The sequence below is a fragment of the Wolbachia endosymbiont (group A) of Pherbina coryleti genome (genome assembly GCF_964026875.1).
Classification (GTDB): Bacteria; Pseudomonadota; Alphaproteobacteria; order Rickettsiales; family Anaplasmataceae; genus Wolbachia; species Wolbachia pipientis.
Genome location: NZ_OZ034706.1, coordinates 230,799 through 250,433, shown reverse-complemented (window position 1 = coordinate 250,433; position 19,635 = coordinate 230,799). Strand labels below are relative to the sequence as shown.

Annotated in this window: 14 protein-coding genes, 1 rRNA gene and 2 pseudogenes; 13 read left to right on the top strand and 4 right to left on the bottom strand. The window is 33.9% G+C overall.

The window, feature by feature from the left end:
• The first annotated feature begins 1 nt into the window (after nt 1).
• Nucleotides 2-2,545, top strand: coding sequence for an AsmA-like C-terminal region-containing protein (locus tag AAGD87_RS01290; protein WP_338481766.1), 2,544 nt, complete (start codon nt 2-4; stop codon nt 2,543-2,545).
• Nucleotides 2,546-2,599: 54 nt separating this feature from the next.
• Here the strand turns inward: AAGD87_RS01290 and AAGD87_RS01285 are convergent.
• Nucleotides 2,600-2,824, bottom strand: a pseudogene (locus tag AAGD87_RS01285) (phage portal protein); the annotation flags it as partial.
• 90 nt (nt 2,825-2,914) lie between these two features.
• Here AAGD87_RS01285 and AAGD87_RS01280 point away from each other — a divergent pair.
• Nucleotides 2,915-4,224 (top strand): annotated as a pseudogene (locus AAGD87_RS01280) (IS4 family transposase).
• Here AAGD87_RS01280 and AAGD87_RS01275 read toward each other — a convergent pair.
• Nucleotides 4,201-4,374 carry a hypothetical protein gene (locus tag AAGD87_RS01275; RefSeq protein ID WP_264339667.1) on the bottom strand — a complete coding sequence of 58 codons (174 nt, stop codon included), beginning with the start codon at nt 4,372-4,374 and terminating at the stop codon, nt 4,201-4,203. The pseudogene AAGD87_RS01280 and the gene AAGD87_RS01275 overlap by 24 nt on opposite strands.
• An 81-nt stretch (nt 4,375-4,455) precedes the next feature.
• Nucleotides 4,456-5,280 (bottom strand): oxygen-dependent coproporphyrinogen oxidase, encoded by an 825-nt coding sequence (hemF, locus tag AAGD87_RS01270; RefSeq protein ID WP_155969192.1) that lies wholly within the window; start codon nt 5,278-5,280, stop codon nt 4,456-4,458.
• 160 nt (nt 5,281-5,440) lie between these two features.
• On the opposite strand from hemF, the gene AAGD87_RS01265 reads away from it, so the two are divergent.
• The 3 genes from AAGD87_RS01265 (at nt 5,441) to AAGD87_RS01255 (ending at nt 9,702) form a co-directional block, all read left to right on the top strand.
• Nucleotides 5,441-7,921 (top strand): response regulator, encoded by a 2,481-nt coding sequence (locus AAGD87_RS01265; RefSeq protein WP_341817664.1) that lies wholly within the window; start codon nt 5,441-5,443, stop codon nt 7,919-7,921.
• Nucleotides 7,922-8,011: 90 nt separating this feature from the next.
• Complete coding sequence (locus AAGD87_RS01260) at nt 8,012-8,854, top strand: ParA family protein (protein WP_006280226.1); 843 nt, start codon at nt 8,012-8,014, stop codon at nt 8,852-8,854.
• Complete coding sequence (locus AAGD87_RS01255) at nt 8,851-9,702, top strand: ParB/RepB/Spo0J family partition protein (RefSeq protein ID WP_264339670.1); 852 nt, start codon at nt 8,851-8,853, stop codon at nt 9,700-9,702. The genes AAGD87_RS01260 and AAGD87_RS01255 overlap by 4 nt, the downstream gene beginning before the upstream one ends.
• Before the next feature lie 800 nt (nt 9,703-10,502).
• On the opposite strand, the gene AAGD87_RS01250 is transcribed toward AAGD87_RS01255, so the two are convergent.
• Nucleotides 10,503-11,117: a hypothetical protein gene (locus AAGD87_RS01250; protein ID WP_264339671.1), complete on the bottom strand. Its 615-nt coding sequence runs from the start codon at nt 11,115-11,117 to the stop codon at nt 10,503-10,505.
• Between the two features lie 153 nt (nt 11,118-11,270).
• Between AAGD87_RS01250 and AAGD87_RS01245 the strand changes: the two genes are divergently transcribed.
• The 8 genes from AAGD87_RS01245 (at nt 11,271) to AAGD87_RS01210 (ending at nt 19,634) form a co-directional block, all read left to right on the top strand.
• A 16S ribosomal RNA gene (locus AAGD87_RS01245) occupies nt 11,271-12,775 on the top strand.
• A 99-nt stretch (nt 12,776-12,874) separates the two neighbouring features.
• Entirely contained in the window at nt 12,875-13,252 is a 378-nt protein-coding gene (gene sdhC / locus AAGD87_RS01240; RefSeq protein ID WP_007548462.1) for a succinate dehydrogenase, cytochrome b556 subunit, read from the top strand.
• Nucleotides 13,249-13,605, top strand: a complete 357-nt coding sequence (sdhD, locus tag AAGD87_RS01235; RefSeq protein WP_010963113.1) for a succinate dehydrogenase, hydrophobic membrane anchor protein — start codon at nt 13,249-13,251, stop codon at nt 13,603-13,605. The genes sdhC and sdhD overlap by 4 nt, the downstream gene beginning before the upstream one ends.
• Before the next feature lie 84 nt (nt 13,606-13,689).
• Nucleotides 13,690-14,928: a hypothetical protein gene (locus AAGD87_RS01230; RefSeq protein ID WP_264339673.1), complete on the top strand. Its 1,239-nt coding sequence runs from the start codon at nt 13,690-13,692 to the stop codon at nt 14,926-14,928.
• Between the two features lie 112 nt (nt 14,929-15,040).
• Nucleotides 15,041-16,330, top strand: a complete 1,290-nt coding sequence (locus tag AAGD87_RS01225) for a sugar phosphate nucleotidyltransferase (protein WP_006280310.1) — start codon at nt 15,041-15,043, stop codon at nt 16,328-16,330.
• A 133-nt stretch (nt 16,331-16,463) separates the two neighbouring features.
• The gene (locus AAGD87_RS01220) at nt 16,464-17,693 is read left to right on the top strand and encodes a lipoprotein-releasing ABC transporter permease subunit (protein WP_012673387.1); all 1,230 of its coding nucleotides are present in this window, start codon (nt 16,464-16,466) and stop codon (nt 17,691-17,693) included.
• On the top strand, nt 17,686-18,417 hold the full coding sequence (locus AAGD87_RS01215; protein ID WP_038250643.1) for a hypothetical protein: 732 nt from the start codon (nt 17,686-17,688) through the stop codon (nt 18,415-18,417). The genes AAGD87_RS01220 and AAGD87_RS01215 overlap by 8 nt, the downstream gene beginning before the upstream one ends.
• Nucleotides 18,414-19,634 (top strand): heme biosynthesis protein HemY, encoded by a 1,221-nt coding sequence (locus tag AAGD87_RS01210; RefSeq protein WP_264339675.1) that lies wholly within the window; start codon nt 18,414-18,416, stop codon nt 19,632-19,634. The genes AAGD87_RS01215 and AAGD87_RS01210 overlap by 4 nt, the downstream gene beginning before the upstream one ends.
• Nucleotide 19,635 lies beyond the last annotated feature (1 nt).

Here is a 19,635-nt window from a genome sequence, read left to right as displayed (position 1 = left end):
TATGAGACTTTCTTTATATGCTATATTATCAATCTCACTGCTATTAATTCTCATGCATGTTGCTGCAACTTTTAAGGATTGGAGTGGCTACAGGAAATATATCATAAAAGAGTTAGAGAAGACGTATGATGCTAAAGTGCATATTGGGGGAAAAATTAAAGTTTCGTTGATTACCCCAAAGCTCACTATTTATAATGTATACGTACAATACAACGAAAATAAAGAGCAAAAGTTGTCAGATTTAATTAGTGTAAGAAAAATTGAAATAAGGCCATCGTTCCTATCGTTGTTTTTATTTTCGTTGCAACCAAAGTCAATCACATTGTTTGGCATGAAAAGCAACAAAGAAAATTTACTTAATATTATAAATACAAACGCCAGTGGTAACACAGTCAATATAGTAATAAAAGACAGCCAAGTAAGTTTCAAGAATGATTTCGCTGATATTGTTAACATAAAGGAAGTTGCTGTAAAAAAAAATAAGCAGTTTTTTGGTAAAGTAAAGGTAGGTGATAATAATTACGATTTTTCAGGAAAGGTTAATATCACAAAAAGGAATGTACACATTAGTGTTGAATCAAATTTTGTAAATTTGCTATTTACAGGTAATAGAAATCAAGAAGAACTCCAGGGTAATTTAACATTAACAATTAATAACAGTTCCGGTTCTGTGAGTGATTTAGCAAAAATCATTAATCTTAGCTTTCTCTCTTGTGTTATTCCTAGCGAAAATATCAAGATATCATCCAATATAAGTCTTAATGAAAGTGAGTTTACGGCAACTGACTTAAAAATTGATTCCAAAAGCATGCAAGCCAGCGGTACAATACAAAATGATAGAAAAGGCAATCACACTAATTTCAATATTAGCTTCAGTAAAGTTGATTTAGATTCCATACAAAATGATTCACAAAGAACAATGAATATGAAGGATCTTCTGGAATGTTTTAGAGCAGTTGTGCCAAAGAACTTGAGCTTAAATTTTAATATGGAAGCTTCTAACATTCAATATCAAAACAAAATATTGGACAATTTCCGTGCTGTACTAAAATCCACTGATGGCAAAGTAAAAGTTAATACGCTTCTTAAATTTCCTGGAATCAATAATATATCTTACTTATCAGGAGAGATCTCAAACAATAATGTCCTATCTGAATTCAACGGCGATTTATTAGTCGAAGGAAATGATTTTGGGTCATTCATTTCATGTTTTTTCCCTTCTATAAAGATGAAAGAAAACCAGAAAAATCAATTTACACTAAGTTCTAAACTGCACCTTGCACCAAGAATATTATCTATCTCAGACATTAGACTGCTAAATAATAAGGAATCCTTGCAAGGGTCAATTAGAGTAAGCCATACAAAAAAACACAATGTGGTCAATGGTGAATTTAGCATGCATAATCTTGATGCAGATAAATATGATCATTCATTATTTAGCAGTTTACCTAAAATGCAATGGCTGAAAAATTTTCAGTATGATGCAAATATAAAGGCCCGTGTTAATAACCTTACATTGAATGATACGAAAATTAAAAATTTGGATTTTTTGCTGAAAATGGAAAAAGGTAAGCTAGTTGCAGATAAAATAAAACTATCTGGAGAAGATTTCGATATTACCGGTAATGCAAAAATATTAGCAGATCAAAAATACGCCAAACCTTTATTAGATGTTAACCTTACGGGCAGTAAATTTAATGGAAAAATTATTACATTACCAAATTTAGTAGAGACGAAAAGAAATTCAAGAAATGAGATAGATCAAATTCAATGGTCAACAAAGCAGCTTGATTTTTTGGATGACAAAGAAGGCTTTGATGCAAATGTGCAAATCAATACTGCAGAATTTAAAACCGAGCATAATGTTTTGAAAGATTTTAATTTGGATGCGGTAATGAGAAACAACACTATCACTATCAGGCAGGCAAGTTACGTATTAGAACGCGGGCAAGTGTTTTTTCAGGGTTATTTAAGATCAGACTCAATAAATACAAGGTTTTCTATTGTAAATTTGGACACTAAAAAGATTGGTAAGGTTATAGGAATTGACAATGTAAATGGTCAGGTAAGCTTAAATGGTGAAATCAAAACTCAAGGAAAAAGTTTTCATGATTGGGCTAGTAACTTATCAGGAGATATAAATTTACAAGCACAGGGAATAGAATTTACTAATGTGGATTTTAATTCATTTATCACTAATTTGTTAAGCAGTAAGAATAAGTCTGAAATTTCCACACTTGCTTATATTGATATATATAATGGTAAAACATTTTTTGAAAATATTAGCGGAAAAGCAAGTATTAAGAGTGGTATATGTTCAACTAGTTTACAGTTCGGGATTGATCAAGCATCAGGATCAATCTCTTCTAATTTAACCTTATCTAACTTCACTTTAAATTCTATATTCAGGTTCTTTTTCATATCACCAGGTTATAGTAATCCAATCTATATCGATATGCATTTGGATGGCCCTATTTGGCGTCCTAAGATGAGTTTTGATGTAGACCAAATCTTCACCGCTCTGGTTGGCAAGAAAAATAGTTGATTTACTTAGGCGTACGGTTTAGGGGACAATGAACTCATCTGAACGGATACAAACTTAACCTAACTCATCACCACCTGGCAGTGGTGGCAAGCCAAATGCTTCTCTCTTTTCGTTGAGCGTCATGAAGCTTGCGTTTTCTACGTATTTCCACAACTTTTGTCTTTTTTCCATGAGAATTTCTATTGCATCTTTGTCATACGACAAGCACAGATCTTCACCAAATTTTGGTGTTAGCCAAGAATTCAGGTGACAGATAATATTTTCTAGCGTTGGTAAAACCATACGCGTCAAGTTAAGGAAATAAAGGTATGAAAGAGATAGAATAATAAGGTATAAGTTCTCCCAGATATACTTTTAGTGAGAGAACCAATGAATAAAATAACTTGCTTATCAAAAAAGCTCAAAGAATTTTTTAATGAAAAAGCAGAGAAAATCTCAATTACAACAAGGTTTATAAAAAGAAAGAGAAAGCTAAAAGGTTCATCATTCGTAAAAGCCATGGTCTTGGGTAATATAGGAGTTGATAATTGTAGCGTAGAAACAATGTGTCAATTACTAAACGAGGACTCGATAGATATAACAAAACAAGGTTTGGATTTTAGATTTACTGAAGAAGCAGTGGAATTTATGAAAAGGATGTATAATGAATCTGTGATTCTCTTTAAAAATATCTTGCAAGTTGATTGCAAAATCTTACAGCAATTTAATAGTGTTAAATTATTGGACAGTAGCTATATTACTCTACCTAACAGTATGGAAGAGATGTATAAAGGTTATGGTACTAGCTACAGTGGCTATGAAAGCAATACTAAGTCTGGAATAAAGTTACAATTAGTTTTCGACTACATGAATCAGATAATAGACCAACTTAATTTAACGGAGGGGGTAAGATCAGACCAGGGATATAGGAAACATTTAAGTAATATATTAAGCAATGATTTGCTAATATCTGATCTCGGTTATTTTGTGCCAAGTTCTTTTAAACAAATCAATGAAATAGGAGCTTATTTCATAAGTCGTCGATACCAACATATATGATGTAGAAACAAATCAAAAAATGGAGTTATTAGAATGTTGAGAGGATAAGTTATTTTTAGAAAACGAGGTATTGTTAGGAAAAGAAGCAAAAATTAGAGTAAGAATTATATGTCAGAAACTAACTGAAGAACAGTCTATGGGCAGAAGAAGGAAAGCTAATAGATTAGCAAGATCGCAGATCCTCTAAAAGAAATCAAAAATTGTTGAACTGGTCAATATTTATAACTAATGTTCCAGAAAATAAAATTAGTGCTGAGCAAGTATTAACGATTTACAGAGTAAGGTGGCAAATTGAGTTATTATTTAAATTGTATAAAAGCCATATCAGGCTTGATAAGCTAAAAGGAAAGCCATGCAGAGTATTATGTGAACTATATGCTAAATTGTGCGCAATTCTTATATTTCACGGCATAGTTGGTTGCACAGAAGTGAAAAAGAATACAGAACTTAGCTTAACAAAGGCATTTATTGAGCTAAAAAGGCGGGTTAGAGAGTTATTTTTAGTATTAACCAAAATTAATAGTTTAAAAGCATTTCTTAAAAAACTCACTATAACTTGGTCGCGATTTTCATTAAAAGACAAACGTAGAAGGGCTAGAGTATCCACTTTAACCTCTCTAAATTTGCTCACAATCTCTTAACTTGACGCGTATGGTATTCTTGAGAGACATAGTCTTTGAAAAGAATTTTCTAAAACTATTTAATGCATCATAGAGAATTAGAGTCAGTTTAACACCTTTTATGTCATTGTTTTTGACAGATTTAATTAAAAAATTATCTATTATGCCCATGATTATACCCCCTATATAAAAGCTCACTACCATGGTACAATTTTAAACTATGATGATTTATTTTCTACTAATAGCAGCTCTCTATAACCACTTAACAAGTGGTGGCATTGACATCATAATTGCATCTGGATTGCCGTCAGTCATTAAACCAAACCTTGTGCCACGATCGTATAACAGATTGAATTCTACATATCTGCCACGTTTTATTAATTGATTTTCTCGTTGTTCTTTTGTCCAAGATTTTTGCATATGTTTACGTATGACGTGCGAATAAATTTCCAAAAAGGCTTCACCTACTGCTTTTGTGAACTCAAAATCATTTTCCCAATTACCAGAACTCAGATTATCATAGAAAATACCACCAATGCCACGTGGCTCTTTTCTGTGTTGTAAGAAAAAATAATTGTCACATTGCTCTTTAAATTTTGGATAATATCCGGTGTCAAATCTATCACATGTCATTTTGATTGATTCATGAATATACTTGCAATCTTCTTCATTTCTATATATTGGCGTAAAATCCATTCCTCCACCAAACCATTGTTTTGAAGTATATATCAGCCTTGTGTTCATATGTGCTGCAGGGATAAGGGGCGATTGCATATGAGACACTAAAGATATACCGCTTGCCCAGAACTCTCCGTTACTTTCACTTGCACCAGGAATTTCATTAATGGCTGAATCTGCAAATTTTCCGTGTACTTTTGAAACGTTTACTCCAACTTTTTCAAAAACATTACCAAAAATAATTGTAGATTCACCACCTCCACCACCTGGGCGATCCCACTTTCTCTTTTCGATCTTTGGCTCTGCGGATGATTGTTTTTCAATTAATAAGAAAGATTCTATGATCTTATCTCTTAGTGCACAGAACCATTTAAATGCTTGTGTTTTTTGTTTTTCCATAATATCCTCTTGCTAGCTTATTAACATTGTTATATCTGATATTTAAGGAACTTAATTAGATTTGGATGATAATTATCTATCAAAGACGTTAATAAATCTATAATAATTAAATCAATATAATAGAACATTTTCGTATGTACAACAATGCCAAGTAACAATAATGAATAAAAGATACATAGATAACAAAAAAGAGAACAGGGTTGACTTCATACTAAGAAATTATGGAATGTCAATTGTTGTGATGGCAGTTATTATGCTCTTACCTCCAGTAGCAATATCGATACTCTACTTTTTTGATATATATAGTCAGCATATTAATATAGAGATTAATTTATTAGTTAGCATTCTAACAACTCTCTTTATGATGTATAATGTAAAACGCTACAGATACCTACTTAATACTATAGAATTTCAAAATGCAATATTTGCAAATGCACTAAATCATAATACAGAATTTTGCCTTATTTTACATAAAGATGAAGGTATTATTTATGCTGATGCAAGGTTCTACGAAAGGTTTAAAGATCATATAGATGATGACATTACGTTAGACAAGATTCTTGAAATAGGAGATGTTTCAGAAGCAGACAAAAAAGTACTCTATCATGCACTAAAAAATAACTCTTCTGTACAGGTATGCATTTCCTTAAACAAGAAGAATAGAGTATCTAACTTTCTTTTGCTCTTTGAGCCGATACCAGATAATCCCCAAATTGCTATAAATAGTAATAAGATTTTAAATTTATCATTAGTGCCAATAGCAAGGCCAGATGGGTATTTTGTATTAAAAGCAACACAGATAAACAAGGAGCAGATATATGAAGAGTTAATAGAAAAACACAGCATAGGAACTTACATTGCAAATGCCAAAGGGGTGATTTTATCTGTAAATAAAAGATTTTTAGACATATTTGAACTAAAAAAACTGGAAAAAGGTAGCTCAATCAGTGATTTTATATCTCAATCTAAATATAACAATACAACAACCGATAATGAAATTTTGTTTTTTACTATAAGTGGTATTCCATTCAAGGCTTATATGAGCACTGCTATATTTTGTGATAAATACAACCATAGCTATATATATGGCTTTATAACACCAACCGAATCAAATATTGTTGATTATCAATTACACCCTTGTTTTGCAAATTCATCAATTGCTATTGCACAATGTGACATAAACGGCAACTTTGTAAAGAAAAATACGGCACTAATAAAGCTTGCAGGGTCAGATAATAATTCAATCTTTACGTTGATATTGGATAGTTATCATGTGAAAATACGTGAATATTTTTCGAGTAATAGAATAAATAATGCGTCTTTTGATGTACAGCTCAACGGCGGTAATAACATAAAAATATATTTCAATAAGTTTCTTCATAATAAAATGATCTTCATACTTTGTTATTTTATTGACAATACTGAACACAAAAACCTAGAGATAAAGCTTGAGCATTATCAAAAGATGCAAGCTATAGGGCAGTTAGCAGGTGGTATTGCGCATGATTTCAACAATATATTGACTGGGATAATAGGATTTTGCGATTTGCTTTTACTCCAACACTCAGCTGGTGAACCATCTTTTGGAGATATAATACAGATACAGCAAAATGCAAAGCGTGGATCAAATTTAGTAAGACAATTGCTTGCTTTCTCAAGAAGACAGACCTTGCAGCCAAAAATTATTGATGTAAATAATACTATAGCTAATCTTTATGAAATGATAAAAAGATTAATAGGTGAAAATATAAAATTTAATATTTATTATGGTAGAGACTTGGGTGCTGTTAGGGCTGATCAAGGGCAATTAGAGCAAGTTATACTTAACTTAGCAGTCAATGCTAGTGCTGCTATGGAAAAGGGCGGAGAATTAACTATACGAACCTTTAATCAAAAGATTGACTCATTAAATTCTACACCTCAGGATATGTTTTCTCCAGACAAGGAAACGATCGAACATGGAAATTATGTTGTGATTGAAGTAATTGATACTGGATGTGGAATGACAAGTGATACAATTGGAAAGGTATTTGACCCATTTTTTTCTACCAAAGATATTACCTCTGGTACAGGTCTTGGCCTCTCTACTGTATATGGCATTATTAAACAAACTGAAGGATACATCTATGTTGCTAGCAAAGTAAATCATGGAACTAAATTTAGCATATTTTTGCCCATGGTTTACATATCAGATGAAAATCTGAGAGAGGAAGATAGTGAAGAAATAGAAAGACCGGTAGTAAGTGAAATTAAAGGTAATGGTATAATTTTATTGATTGAAGATGAAGATTCAGTAAGGGAATTCATTGCTAAAGCACTAAAAAGGAAAGGATTTGATGTAATAGAAGCAAGCATAGGCAGCGAGGCGCTAGAAATAATCAGTAAAAAAAGTCAACACATAGATCTTATAATCACTGATGTAATCATGCCAGAGGTGAGCGGCCCAGAAATAGTTAAAGAAGCATTGATCCATAGGCCAAATATCAACGTTATTTTTATTTCTGGGTATGCAGAAGATGCTTTTTTAAAGAGTGATGACATCAATATAGAAGATTTTCACTTTTTGCCAAAACCATTCACTCTGAATGAATTAGGAAACAAGGTTCAAAGTGTGTTACACAAAGCAAAAAAGACAGTCTAATTTTAGTGTGGTTAACAACAAAAAAATTTTCTAATGCAAAAGTTTCTTGCATATATACAATAGAATTATTTTATACATAAGATAAAAGGCGTGAGCAAGATTATTGCAATAGTAAATCAAAAGGGTGGAGTTGGCAAAACCACAACTAGTATAAATTTATCGACAGCCTTTGCTGCTGTGGGAAAAAGCACTTTATTGGTAGATCTTGATCCTCAAGGAAATGCTAGCACCGGGCTCGGGATTTCTTATCGTAGTAGGGAAGAAAAAAATATATACAAAATACTACTAAGCAGCGAAAATAAATTGATAGAATCGGCAATTTTCAATATAAAGGAAATTCCAAATTTATCACTAATTTCGTCAGTAGTTGATTTATCAGCTGCAGAAATTGAATTATCGCAACTTGAGCGAGGAAAATTTGTGCTAAAAAGCGCATTAGAGAAGATACGCGATAATTATGAGTATATAATCATCGATTGCCCTCCATCACTTGGGCTTCTAACCATAAATGCTTTGACTGCTGCTAATTCTATTATTGTCCCTCTTCAGTGTGAATTTTTTGCTTTGGAGGGATTAAGCCATTTAGTTAAAACTGTAGAGCTGATAAAAAGAAATAACCTAAACCCTTTTTTGGCAATAGAAGGGATAGTGTTAACAATGTATGACAGGCGCAACAAACTCAGTGAACAGATTAAAAACGATATTTGCCAGTATTTAAATGATAAAGTATACAAAACTATCATCCCATTGTATGAGACTGTTATTCCACGTAACGTACGGTTATCAGAAGCGCCTTCTCATGGAAAACCCGCTATTGTGTATGATCTTAAGTGTCCTGGTGCACAAGCATATATAAGTTTGGCAAGGGAAATTTTAAAAAAGCACGCGAGCAGTTGTAAGGAGAAGAAACTAGTAAGCGAGGGCGTAGTATGAAGGATGATAGACGCCTTGGCAGAGGTCTTGCCGGCCTCATAGGCGATAATTATGATAATAAAGAAGATCGACAAGGGCATTTGCCTATTTCATTACTGCACCCAAGCAAATTTCAACCGAGGAAACATTTTGACGAGGAGTCATTAAGAGAACTTGCAAATTCGATAAAGAAAAGTGGCATTATACAGCCTATCGTGGTACGCAAAGATTCAAATGATGATGGTTATGAAATAATAGCTGGAGAACGTCGTTGGCGAGCAAGCAAGATTGCAAATCTTGATAGTGCACCGGTTATCATAAAAGATCTGAGCGACAAGGAATGCTTGGAAGTATCCATTATTGAAAACATACAAAGGCAAGATATTAATCCAATAGAGGAAGGTGAAGCTTACAGAAAACTGATAGATGAGTTTTTCTATACACATGAGGAATTAGCTTCAGCTATAGGCAAAAGCCGCAGCCACATAACCAATATGATTCGGATGTTGTTGCTCCCTGATAGGGTGAAAACAATGATCAATGAGAAAAAATTGTCTATGGGTCATGCAAGAGCGTTGATTAATGTTGAAAATGCGGAAAGTATTGCAGAAAAAATAGTTTCTCAGGGCTTAAGCGTTAGACAAACTGAAAAACTGATAAAGGACCTACATCAAAACAACAATCAAAAAGAGCAGAGATATACTAGAAATCAAGATATGACAGTAATAGAAGGCGCTATATCTTCTCAACTTGGTTTAAAGATCAAAATTAATGACAACAATTCTAAGGGTAAAGTTATGATACGGTATGATAATCCAAATGAATTGGATTTGATATTGAAAATTTTGAATAGGAAACTTGAGGCATAGCTAGTAGTTGGCTAGCAAAGCAACAAACCAATATCAACTGTTGGTGTCATGAAAGTAGCTGACACTGGAATCCAGGAATTTTATTAAGTTGGTAAGCATAAAAGTATAACTTCTACGTCATACCGCCGCGGTATCCGCTAACAAGCAGCGGGGTGACGATGTCAGGGTAGCTGTCATCCCAGTGCCCTGACTACTTGGATCCAGGAAAAAGAATGGTGTCATCCCAGTGCGTGATACCCTAGTAGAAATCGTTTTTGTAATTGCAACATTCGTGCAATCTTTAGCCATAAATATTTAAAAAATTTACCAAATGAAAAAAAAGGCAAAAGAAACCCTGGGGTTATTATCCGCTTTAAAATATTGGCGTTTTTTATGTTTTAAACGCTTGACAAGCAAGATTAAGCTGCTTTTAATTGCAACTAACTTACGCTGCAAATGTTTAAGAAGTTTACTAAGCAGAAAAAAAGACAAAGAATCCCCGAGTTAGCTAGTCTTTTACTATCTCTGTCGAGTATTGGCATTTTTTGATGTCTTGTAACGCTTTATAAGCGCGTTCAGCTTATTTAGATAAAAATCTAGATGTAGATGAAGTTTTGTAAAGACATACAGTATCTATATACTGCAAAAAATTGAACATAAGACGCCGATACATTAAGTAATCCTTACCTTTTAATCTGCAGATTGGCGAAAGCAAATACAATAGCTTCACTATCATGATAAGGGGGCTGGCGAAGGGTGTCAAGTAAGTTTTTTCGTTTCATCCGATGCGCTGCCAAAAGCTATGCAAAAAGTCCAATGAGTTAACTCCCATATATCCTGAGTAATTCTTGTGCATTAGCTTTGATTAGGATAGGGCATTTTCTATCATTTAATAGGGAACGCAATATTTCAGTTGCACCCTTAACGTCGTTATTGTGTATCTTTACTACAGCAATAGCTTCTTGGCTTGAATAAGGATACACTGTGCTTGATTCTAAATTATCAATTTTGTCTTTATTTATTTTTTCACCGTTGGAGTGAAGTAAGCTCATTACTTCTAAATATTGTGCTAACTCACGCAAAACACCAGGAGCATCTTTATCATCTGCCAAATCATTATAAATAGATGCTGTGTCTGTTGGCATTGAATCTGAGATATGATTGAATGCGCGTTCAAAATTTGCTAAATACTCCCAATTTGAATCTATTTCTTCTAGCAGCGGCTTATTATCTTTTTTTAAGAATAATACTTCGTAAAACTTGTCACCTGCAGTTATAGATTGTTTTGTGTTATCAATGTTGCGCAATAAGTATAATGTGATGCCAACTAACATTGGCGCGAGTGCAAGCAGAAAGATGTATTTTTTCATGGTAATATTCCAAATAGTTATATATTTATACATTAATGCTTTTGATTTGCAAAAACATATTGACATAGTGATTATATCACATAATAATATTCTTAAAGTTGTTTGAATAGTTGGAGATTAAAATATTTCTAAAGTAGAAATAAAGACAGCAGTATTAAGCTAAATTATTTTTTGTCGGATTTATCCGATGTACCCTCAACCTTTTATAGGTTGAAGTCTAAATTTGAGAGTTTGATCCTGGCTCAGAATGAACGCTGGCGGCAGGCCTAACACATGCAAGTCGAACGGAGTTATATTGTAGCTTGCTATGGTATAACTTAGTGGCAGACGGGTGAGTAATGTATAGGAATCTACCTAGTAGTACGGAATAATTGTTGGAAACGGCAACTAATACCGTATACGCCCTACGGGGGAAAAATTTATTGCTATTAGATGAGCCTATATTAGATTAGCTAGTTGGTGGAGTAATAGCCTACCAAGGCAATGATCTATAGCTGATCTGAGAGGATGATCAGCCACACTGGAACTGAGATACGGTCCAGACTCCTACGGGAGGCAGCAGTGGGGAATATTGGACAATGGGCGAAAGCCTGATCCAGCCATGCCGCATGAGTGAAGAAGGCCTTTGGGTTGTAAAGCTCTTTTAGTGAGGAAGATAATGACGGTACTCACAGAAGAAGTCCTGGCTAACTCCGTGCCAGCAGCCGCGGTAATACGGAGAGGGCTAGCGTTATTCGGAATTATTGGGCGTAAAGGGCGCGTAGGCGGATTAGTAAGTTAAAAGTGAAATCCCAAGGCTCAACCTTGGAATTGCTTTTAAAACTGCTAATCTAGAGATTGAAAGAGGATAGAGGAATTCCTAGTGTAGAGGTGAAATTCGTAAATATTAGGAGGAACACCAGTGGCGAAGGCGTCTATCTGGTTCAAATCTGACGCTGAGGCGCGAAGGCGTGGGGAGCAAACAGGATTAGATACCCTGGTAGTCCACGCTGTAAACGATGAATGTTAAATATGGGAAGTTTTACTTTCTGTATTACAGCTAACGCGTTAAACATTCCGCCTGGGGACTACGGTCGCAAGATTAAAACTCAAAGGAATTGACGGGGACCCGCACAAGCGGTGGAGCATGTGGTTTAATTCGATGCAACGCGAAAAACCTTACCACTCCTTGACATGGAAATTATACCTATTCGAAGGGATAGGGTCGGTTCGGCCGGGTTTCACACAGGTGTTGCATGGCTGTCGTCAGCTCGTGTCGTGAGATGTTGGGTTAAGTCCCGCAACGAGCGCAACCCTCATCCTTAGTTACCATCAGGTAATGCTGGGGACTTTAAGGAAACTGCCAGTGATAAACTGGAGGAAGGTGGGGATGATGTCAAGTCATCATGGCCCTTATGGAGTGGGCTACACACGTGCTACAATGGTGGCTACAATGGGCTGCAAAGTCGCGAGGCTAAGCTAATCCCTTAAAAGCCATCTCAGTTCGGATTGTACTCTGCAACTCGAGTGCATGAAGTTGGAATCGCTAGTAATCGTGGATCAGCACGCCACGGTGAATACGTTCTCGGGTCTTGTACACACTGCCCGTCACGCCATGGGAATTGGTTTCACTCGAAGCTAACGACCTAACCGCAGGGAGGGAGTTATTTAAAGTGGGATCGGTGACTGGGGTGAAGTCGTAACAAGGTAGCAGTAGGGGAATCTGCAGCTGGATTACCTCCTTAGGCTTTGCACATAATTTACCATTTTTAATGATGGTGTTGTTATGTGCTATACTGCTGTCTTTACTTCTACTTTATTTTAATTTCCCGATAACGGATTTTATGAGTGATAGACCTCTTTCTCCACATTTACAAATATATAAAGTACAAGTTACTAGTTTTTTCTCTATTATGCATAGATTGACTGGTATCTTGCTATTCCTTTTATTAATGATACTTTCTTGGTATTTCATATTACATGTTTACTTTCCTGAGTTACTTATAGTAAGGTACTTAAATGCATTATTATTCACTCCTGTTGCTAAATTAGCTTATGTCTTATGTTTTATAAGTTTTGTATATCATTTTCTTAATGGTATTCGTCATTTATTGTGGGATGCTGGGCTTAATTTAGAAATTACTGGCGTTTCAAGGAGTGCTATACTGCTGACAGTAACGCTACTTCTTTCTACTATGGCTTTTTTATTTATGTTTATATGAGTCAGTCTGGAAATTCAGTACATCATTGGTGGGTTCAGCGTGTTTCTGCGGTAATTTTACTGTTCCTGTTTCCTTGGTTTATCTATTCATTTTCTTGCACATTTTATACTGATAGCTCTTTGTCTTTTAGTGAAAAATTTATTAATCACCCTCTAGAGCTTTTATTTTTTGTTGTATTGTTGTTTTGCATTTTTTGGCACGCAGTTCTTGGAATGCAGGTAGTATGCGAAGATTATATACACAGCGTACCTTTGAGGATTTTTACAATTACATGCATAAAGTACTTATCAAGCATTACTTATATAACCCTCGCTTTTACAATCTTTATCTTCTACAGGCATATTTTCTTGTAAAATCACCGGTGCTGTGTTAATATATTATTAGTGTACTAGTTTTATTATTGAACTATAGCATTATAGCAATTTTGGTTTGACAATATGTTTGAAGCATTAAAAAAGGGAGCAATAGATCTTACACTTAAAGCAAAAGGTCTGCTTACTTCACCTGAATCTCAAGTTTACGTCGAAGACCTTAGAAAGGTAATGATGTATGATGGAAGGAAATGCCAGTATCCAAAAAATTATGATCAAATTGTACAGTCTGCTAAAATCATAGAAAACAGGGATATGCATGGAAATGCTATACTAGATAAAGATAAAAATCCAACCTATAAACTTTTGTATGGTCAAAAAGATGAGAATGGAGAACAACCAAGTTTCAGATTATCTTTAGTTACCAAAGATAAAGATAATGATAGATCTTATTTTACTATCAATTATATAGACAATCAGGGTAAGCAAATTCCGATAAATGAGTTGCATAAGTCATATTTTGAGCCATTAGGCTTTTCGAGAATGGATTTGAAAAAACACGTGCCAATTTTTGAAGCTGAAAAAACTAAAGATCCTCAATATCCGTTTGAATTAACTAACTCTTCTGTGCTAACTAAAGAGGTAAAAAATAAAGAAGGTAAAGTTCAGGAAGTTGTTGATGAAAAAGGAAGAAATGGAGAATTATTATACACTAGTGATTACAAAAAGCTAAGCACCCATTTTTCAGAAATTAGAGATCAGAATGGTAATTTAGAGCTAGATAAAAGTCTTATATCTGTTCCTATCGTTTTTGCTACAAGCTTGGCTAAAGTTTGTACTAAATTGTTGACTTCTCTTCCTATAAAGTTAGGGGAGCATTTAATAAGCAAACAAAACCCAATTGCAAAGTCTTTTGGTTATCTTTTATTCACTCCTGCAGCGGCAGTAAAAAATTTAGTGGATATGGGAGCTACCATACTTAAGGCTCCAATTTTATTGTTTGTAGCAAATGAGAAAAAATATGGTGATGCTTACTACACCATGTGGAAACACCAACTGAAAGGATGTTTGGAAGAAGCAAAAAGTGACTTTAATGTTATTAAAGGTGAAGAAAGGCTAAAGCCGGATCATGGGAATCGTGATTCACTAGTGGGCACATGGGATGAGCTTAACGCTAGAAGGCCAAAGAAACAAGGGGATGATAAAGAAGTTAGCAAGAGTAATGAAATACTAAAGAGTCCTGAGGAAGAACAAAATAAGGGTAATGAAATATTAAGTGATAAAAGAAAAGGTCATGTTGAGGAATTACAAAATAGAAGAAATTCACAGCAAGGGCAAGGCGCTACACATGATCACTCTCATTAGCAATTACTTTAAATCAACATTTACTTTCTTTATTAACTATTCCACAACAAAAACTTGCATGTATTTTGCCCTCAGTATAAGATATTAATTATTTAATTAATATCTTAACTAAATGCGCCCTGTAATATTGTGTGGTGGTAGTGGTAGCAGACTTTGGCCTTTATCTAAGCCAAAGCAATTTCAGAAAATATTTAGTCAGAACACTATGTTTCACAACACTTTGTTGAGGCTAAAAAGCGATTATATGCCGCCCATAATTGCTACAAATATACAGTACGAGTCATTAGTGATGGAGGAATTGCATGCACTGCAAGAATATAAAGTGATTTTCGAACCAGTGAAAATTGGAACAGCAGCGGCAATATTAATTGCTGCACTTCTCTGCAATGAAAACGAGACAATGTTAATTCTGCCTTCAGACCATTTTATAGGTGATTTGAATAGTTTTTATGCTTCTACTCAAAAAGCGTCTAAGTTAGCCTCTGAAACTAACTCTATAGTCACTTTTGGGGTTAAGCCTCATGAATTCAATTCTGAATACGGCTATATAAATGCAGTATATGATCAGAAAGAAAAATGTCATATAGTGAAAGATTTTACAGAAAAGCCCGAGCGTAAGTTAAGTAACGATCATTATTGGAACTCTGGAATATTTGTGTTTAAAGCAAAACGCTACATAGATGAGATTAAAAAATCTGCCCCGAATCTTTACAATTTATGTTTTAAATATTTCACACCGCAAGAGAGATTTCTGTATTTAAAACAACGAGATTTTGCAGGAATTGAAGGCATATCCATTGATTACTTGGTGATGGAGAAAGCAAAAAACGTTGCAATGATAGAAGCTAATTTCGATTGGTTGGATGTTGGAACTTGGAATTCAGTTTTAGAATTGAGTGAGAAGTTTAGTAAAGAACCGGTGTCATTTCAGCATGTGATTAGAGAAAAAGAACCAGTTTCAACGACAAAAAGTAATAAAAATTTATTGGGTGGAGCTTGTAAGCAACCAAACAAAAGTCTAATTTCATTTATTCATAAAGTTAAGAAAGTAAAGGTGATAAGGAAAGAAGTTAAACCATGGGGATTTTGTAGTATAATTTTAATGAGCGAAAATTTTCTTATAAAATATCTTTTTATAAATCCATTAAGCTGCACTTCTAAGCAATTCCATCACTATAGAGATGAATACCATATAGTGCTATCAGGAGTTGGGTATGTTAGTTTAGAAGACAAAGAATATGCTATAGCAAAAGACCATATGATAGAAATCCCAAGGGAAGTTTCCCATAGGATTGAAAATAGAAGCATAAGCTCTCCACTTGAAATAGTTGAATTTCAGATAGGAGAGCATTTATCTGATAATGATATAGTGAGGTTAGATGATGTATATGGAAGATTTTGAAATTCTAATGTTAAAGATACTCTATAAGCCTGCTAAATTTAAGGAAGCAAAAATCTCTAGTTTTCAAATAAAGAAAAGTCTACAATTATACGAAGTTTCAAAAATATAATGTTTAACCTCAAAATATTTTGTAATGTCCATTGCCTTTGAAATTACTATGGCTGCTTGCTATTTGCGAGCGAAAAATGCCAGATTTTGCTCTATAATGACTTTGTTCTCTATTATCGGCATTGCCCTTGGAGTTGCAACACTAATAGTGGTGATGTCTGTGATGAACGGATTCAGAGCAAAGTTGCTTGACTCAATACTCGGCATTGATGGCCATATTAATGTTTATTTTGATAGGAACATAAATTCAGATTACTACGCAGTTTCAAAATCTATTGAGAGAATTCCTGGTATATTAAAAGCTACTCCTATGACCAATGATCAAGTTATTATTGTAGCAAACGGTAAAATTGCAGGTAGCGTAGTGCGAGGTGTATCAACTAAAGACTTGCTTGATAGTACTGCCGTTACAAATAATGTAATTATAGGTGATGTAAAAAAATTTGATGAAGGAATAATAATAGGAGCACGCTTAGCAGAAGCTTTGAACGTTGACTATGGCGACGAAATTACGTTTATATCATCTGAAGAATTTGATGCATTACTTGGTGAAATGCCGCGAATGAAAAAATATAAAGTTATAGCAATATTTGATATGGGTATGTTTGAGTATGATAATACCTTGATATATATGCCTCTAAAATCAGCACAAGCCTTTTTTAATTATAAAAATAGCATAAAAAATATAGAAGTACTTGTAGACGACGTTACTAGAGCTGATAAGCTGGCAGATGCTATAGAAAAAGAAATAGGAATGGAAGCTGAAAGTTGGCAATCACAGCAAAGCCATTATTTTAGTGCTTTAAAAACTGAAAGAAATGTGATGTTTTTAATTCTCACTTTGATTATAGTTGTAGCAGCGTTTAATATTATCTCAAATTTAATGATGATAGTGCAAGAAAAGAAATCCGCGATTGCAATTATGCGTACATTTGGTGCAACAAGTGGAAGCATTATGCGTATATTTTGCGCTTGTGGTCTATTAATCGGTTTTACGGGAACTTGTCTTGGCTGTATTATAGGTGTCGTTTTTTCTCTCAATATCGAAAGCATTAGAGTGTTTTTAGAAAACATTACTAACGTCAAGCTGTTTGATCCTATGATATACTTTTTTTCAAGTTTGCCAGTGATATTAGTACCCCAAGACGTAGTAAATATTTCTGCACTTGCGTTACTCTTATCATTTTTAGCGACAATTGCTCCTGCGTTGCAGGCAGCTGCACAAGATCCTGCGGAGATACTACGTTATGAATGATACTCAGCAAAAGTACATAGGTTGGTTCTTAATTGTATTGTTATTTACCGGTTACATCACAATAAATAACATAATCTTTTTAAAAATAAATCAGCAAGAGAGTGAAAACAATGTGAAAGCTTTAACGGAAAACATGGATGAATTTAGAATGTTGCTTGAAGTTAATCAATCTAGAATAGAAAAAAAGATATTTGACCTCAAGAGAAGTCAGCATACTCAATGTGAGCAAGGTGATAATAACTCAAGATGTAAGAACCTTGCAAAATTGCTATTACTTGTGGTTAAAATGAAGAATTCGTTATTGCGAGAAGCAAAATTTGATAACCATATAAATTCAATAAAGCCTTTGATATCAGAGCTTGACGATCCAGAGATAGAAAATGCAGTAGATGAATTAGAAAATTTGAAAGAGATAAATACCTTACACGAATTGAAGTTATCTTTTGAAAAAACTATTGATACTATCGATTACAACAAAAGTACATTGTCTAAAAAAATCATTTCAAACTGGATAAAGGTAGACGACCGAAATGATCCATTAAGAGTAAAATTCGCAGAAATTGAGGAGTCAATAAATGATAATGATTGGCAAAATATAACTGTTACAGTAAGCAATTTAACGCATTCAGAATTCAAGCCATGGCTGAATAAATTGAATGGTTTTATTGTAGCTTCTAAGAATATTTCAACAATATATCATCACTTATTACAATATATCTCATGATTTATTTTATAATTTTCGCTTTTTCGTTTTTATTTGGTATATGGGTCAAGGTAAGTGGTGAAGTAATAAAATTGGAATTAGGCAATTACACTATAAGTATTGATCTATATTTCATTATTTTTACTTGTGTAGTTTTATTATTTTTATTAATTACACTTGTACGCTTTTTTTCCTCCATTTCATCAACATTTGCCAACATAAGAAATAGAAGAAGGGATAGGGAAGAATTGCTTCTCTTTGAAGCTTTCTTTAGCATAGACTTAGACAATATAGAGAATGCCCAAAAGCTAGTTAAAAGTCTGAGTGAGGAGAGCGATAGGTTGTCTTTAATAAAGCTCTTTAACTCAGGTAAGACGGGAAATTACAGCTTTTTCAGTAACGGTTTAACAAATATTGCAAATAAAAATCGTAACTTAGCTCTACTTCTAGCCAATAAGCTGATTGTCCACCTCAAACAAGAAAAAGTAGTCTTTCAAAAATTTATAGAATATTGCTCTAGTTCAATTAACGATAAAATGCTATCTATTCCCTTTCAAATAGAGCATTGCATATTGAAAGAAGATTGGATTAATGCAATTTTGAGGTTGAAGGAAGCAGTTAAGTCCAATATTTTTCTCCCCTTTGATCATAAAGAAATGTTTGCAGTGTTTTATTGCGCTTTAGCAAAGCAATATGAAAGTAAAGGAAATTTTAAGGAGGCTATAAAGTCTTTATTTAGAGCACAACGTTATAGTGCAATTTTTCAGCCCATCAATTATTTAAAGGCAGAATTATATATTAAACTTGGAAAAATCAGAAAAGCTTCTGCAGTGCTAGAGGCAGAGTATACAGTAAATCCTACTCCTCAGTCAGCTAAAATGTACATCAATTTAAATAGTAAAGGTGCTGAAAGACTATACAACTTACGCCCTGATTATTATTTTAGTTACTGTTTACTTGCTTTGTCCTCAATGAGTTCAGGTAAATATGATCTTGCAAGTCAATATTTAGACACTGCTATGAAAAAAGCTAATTACATGTCAATCTACTTTATTGTAATACAACTCAAGGTTACATTGCAAGAACACGACAAGGTAATTTATTGGCTAAACAAGATGGGCTCAGAAGCTTTGCCTGATCCAAGCTGGAAATGTAAAAATTGTAATAGGGAACTAGAACAATGGGATCATAAGTGTTCAAGTTGTAATAGTTTTAATTGTGTTTATTATATATTATAAA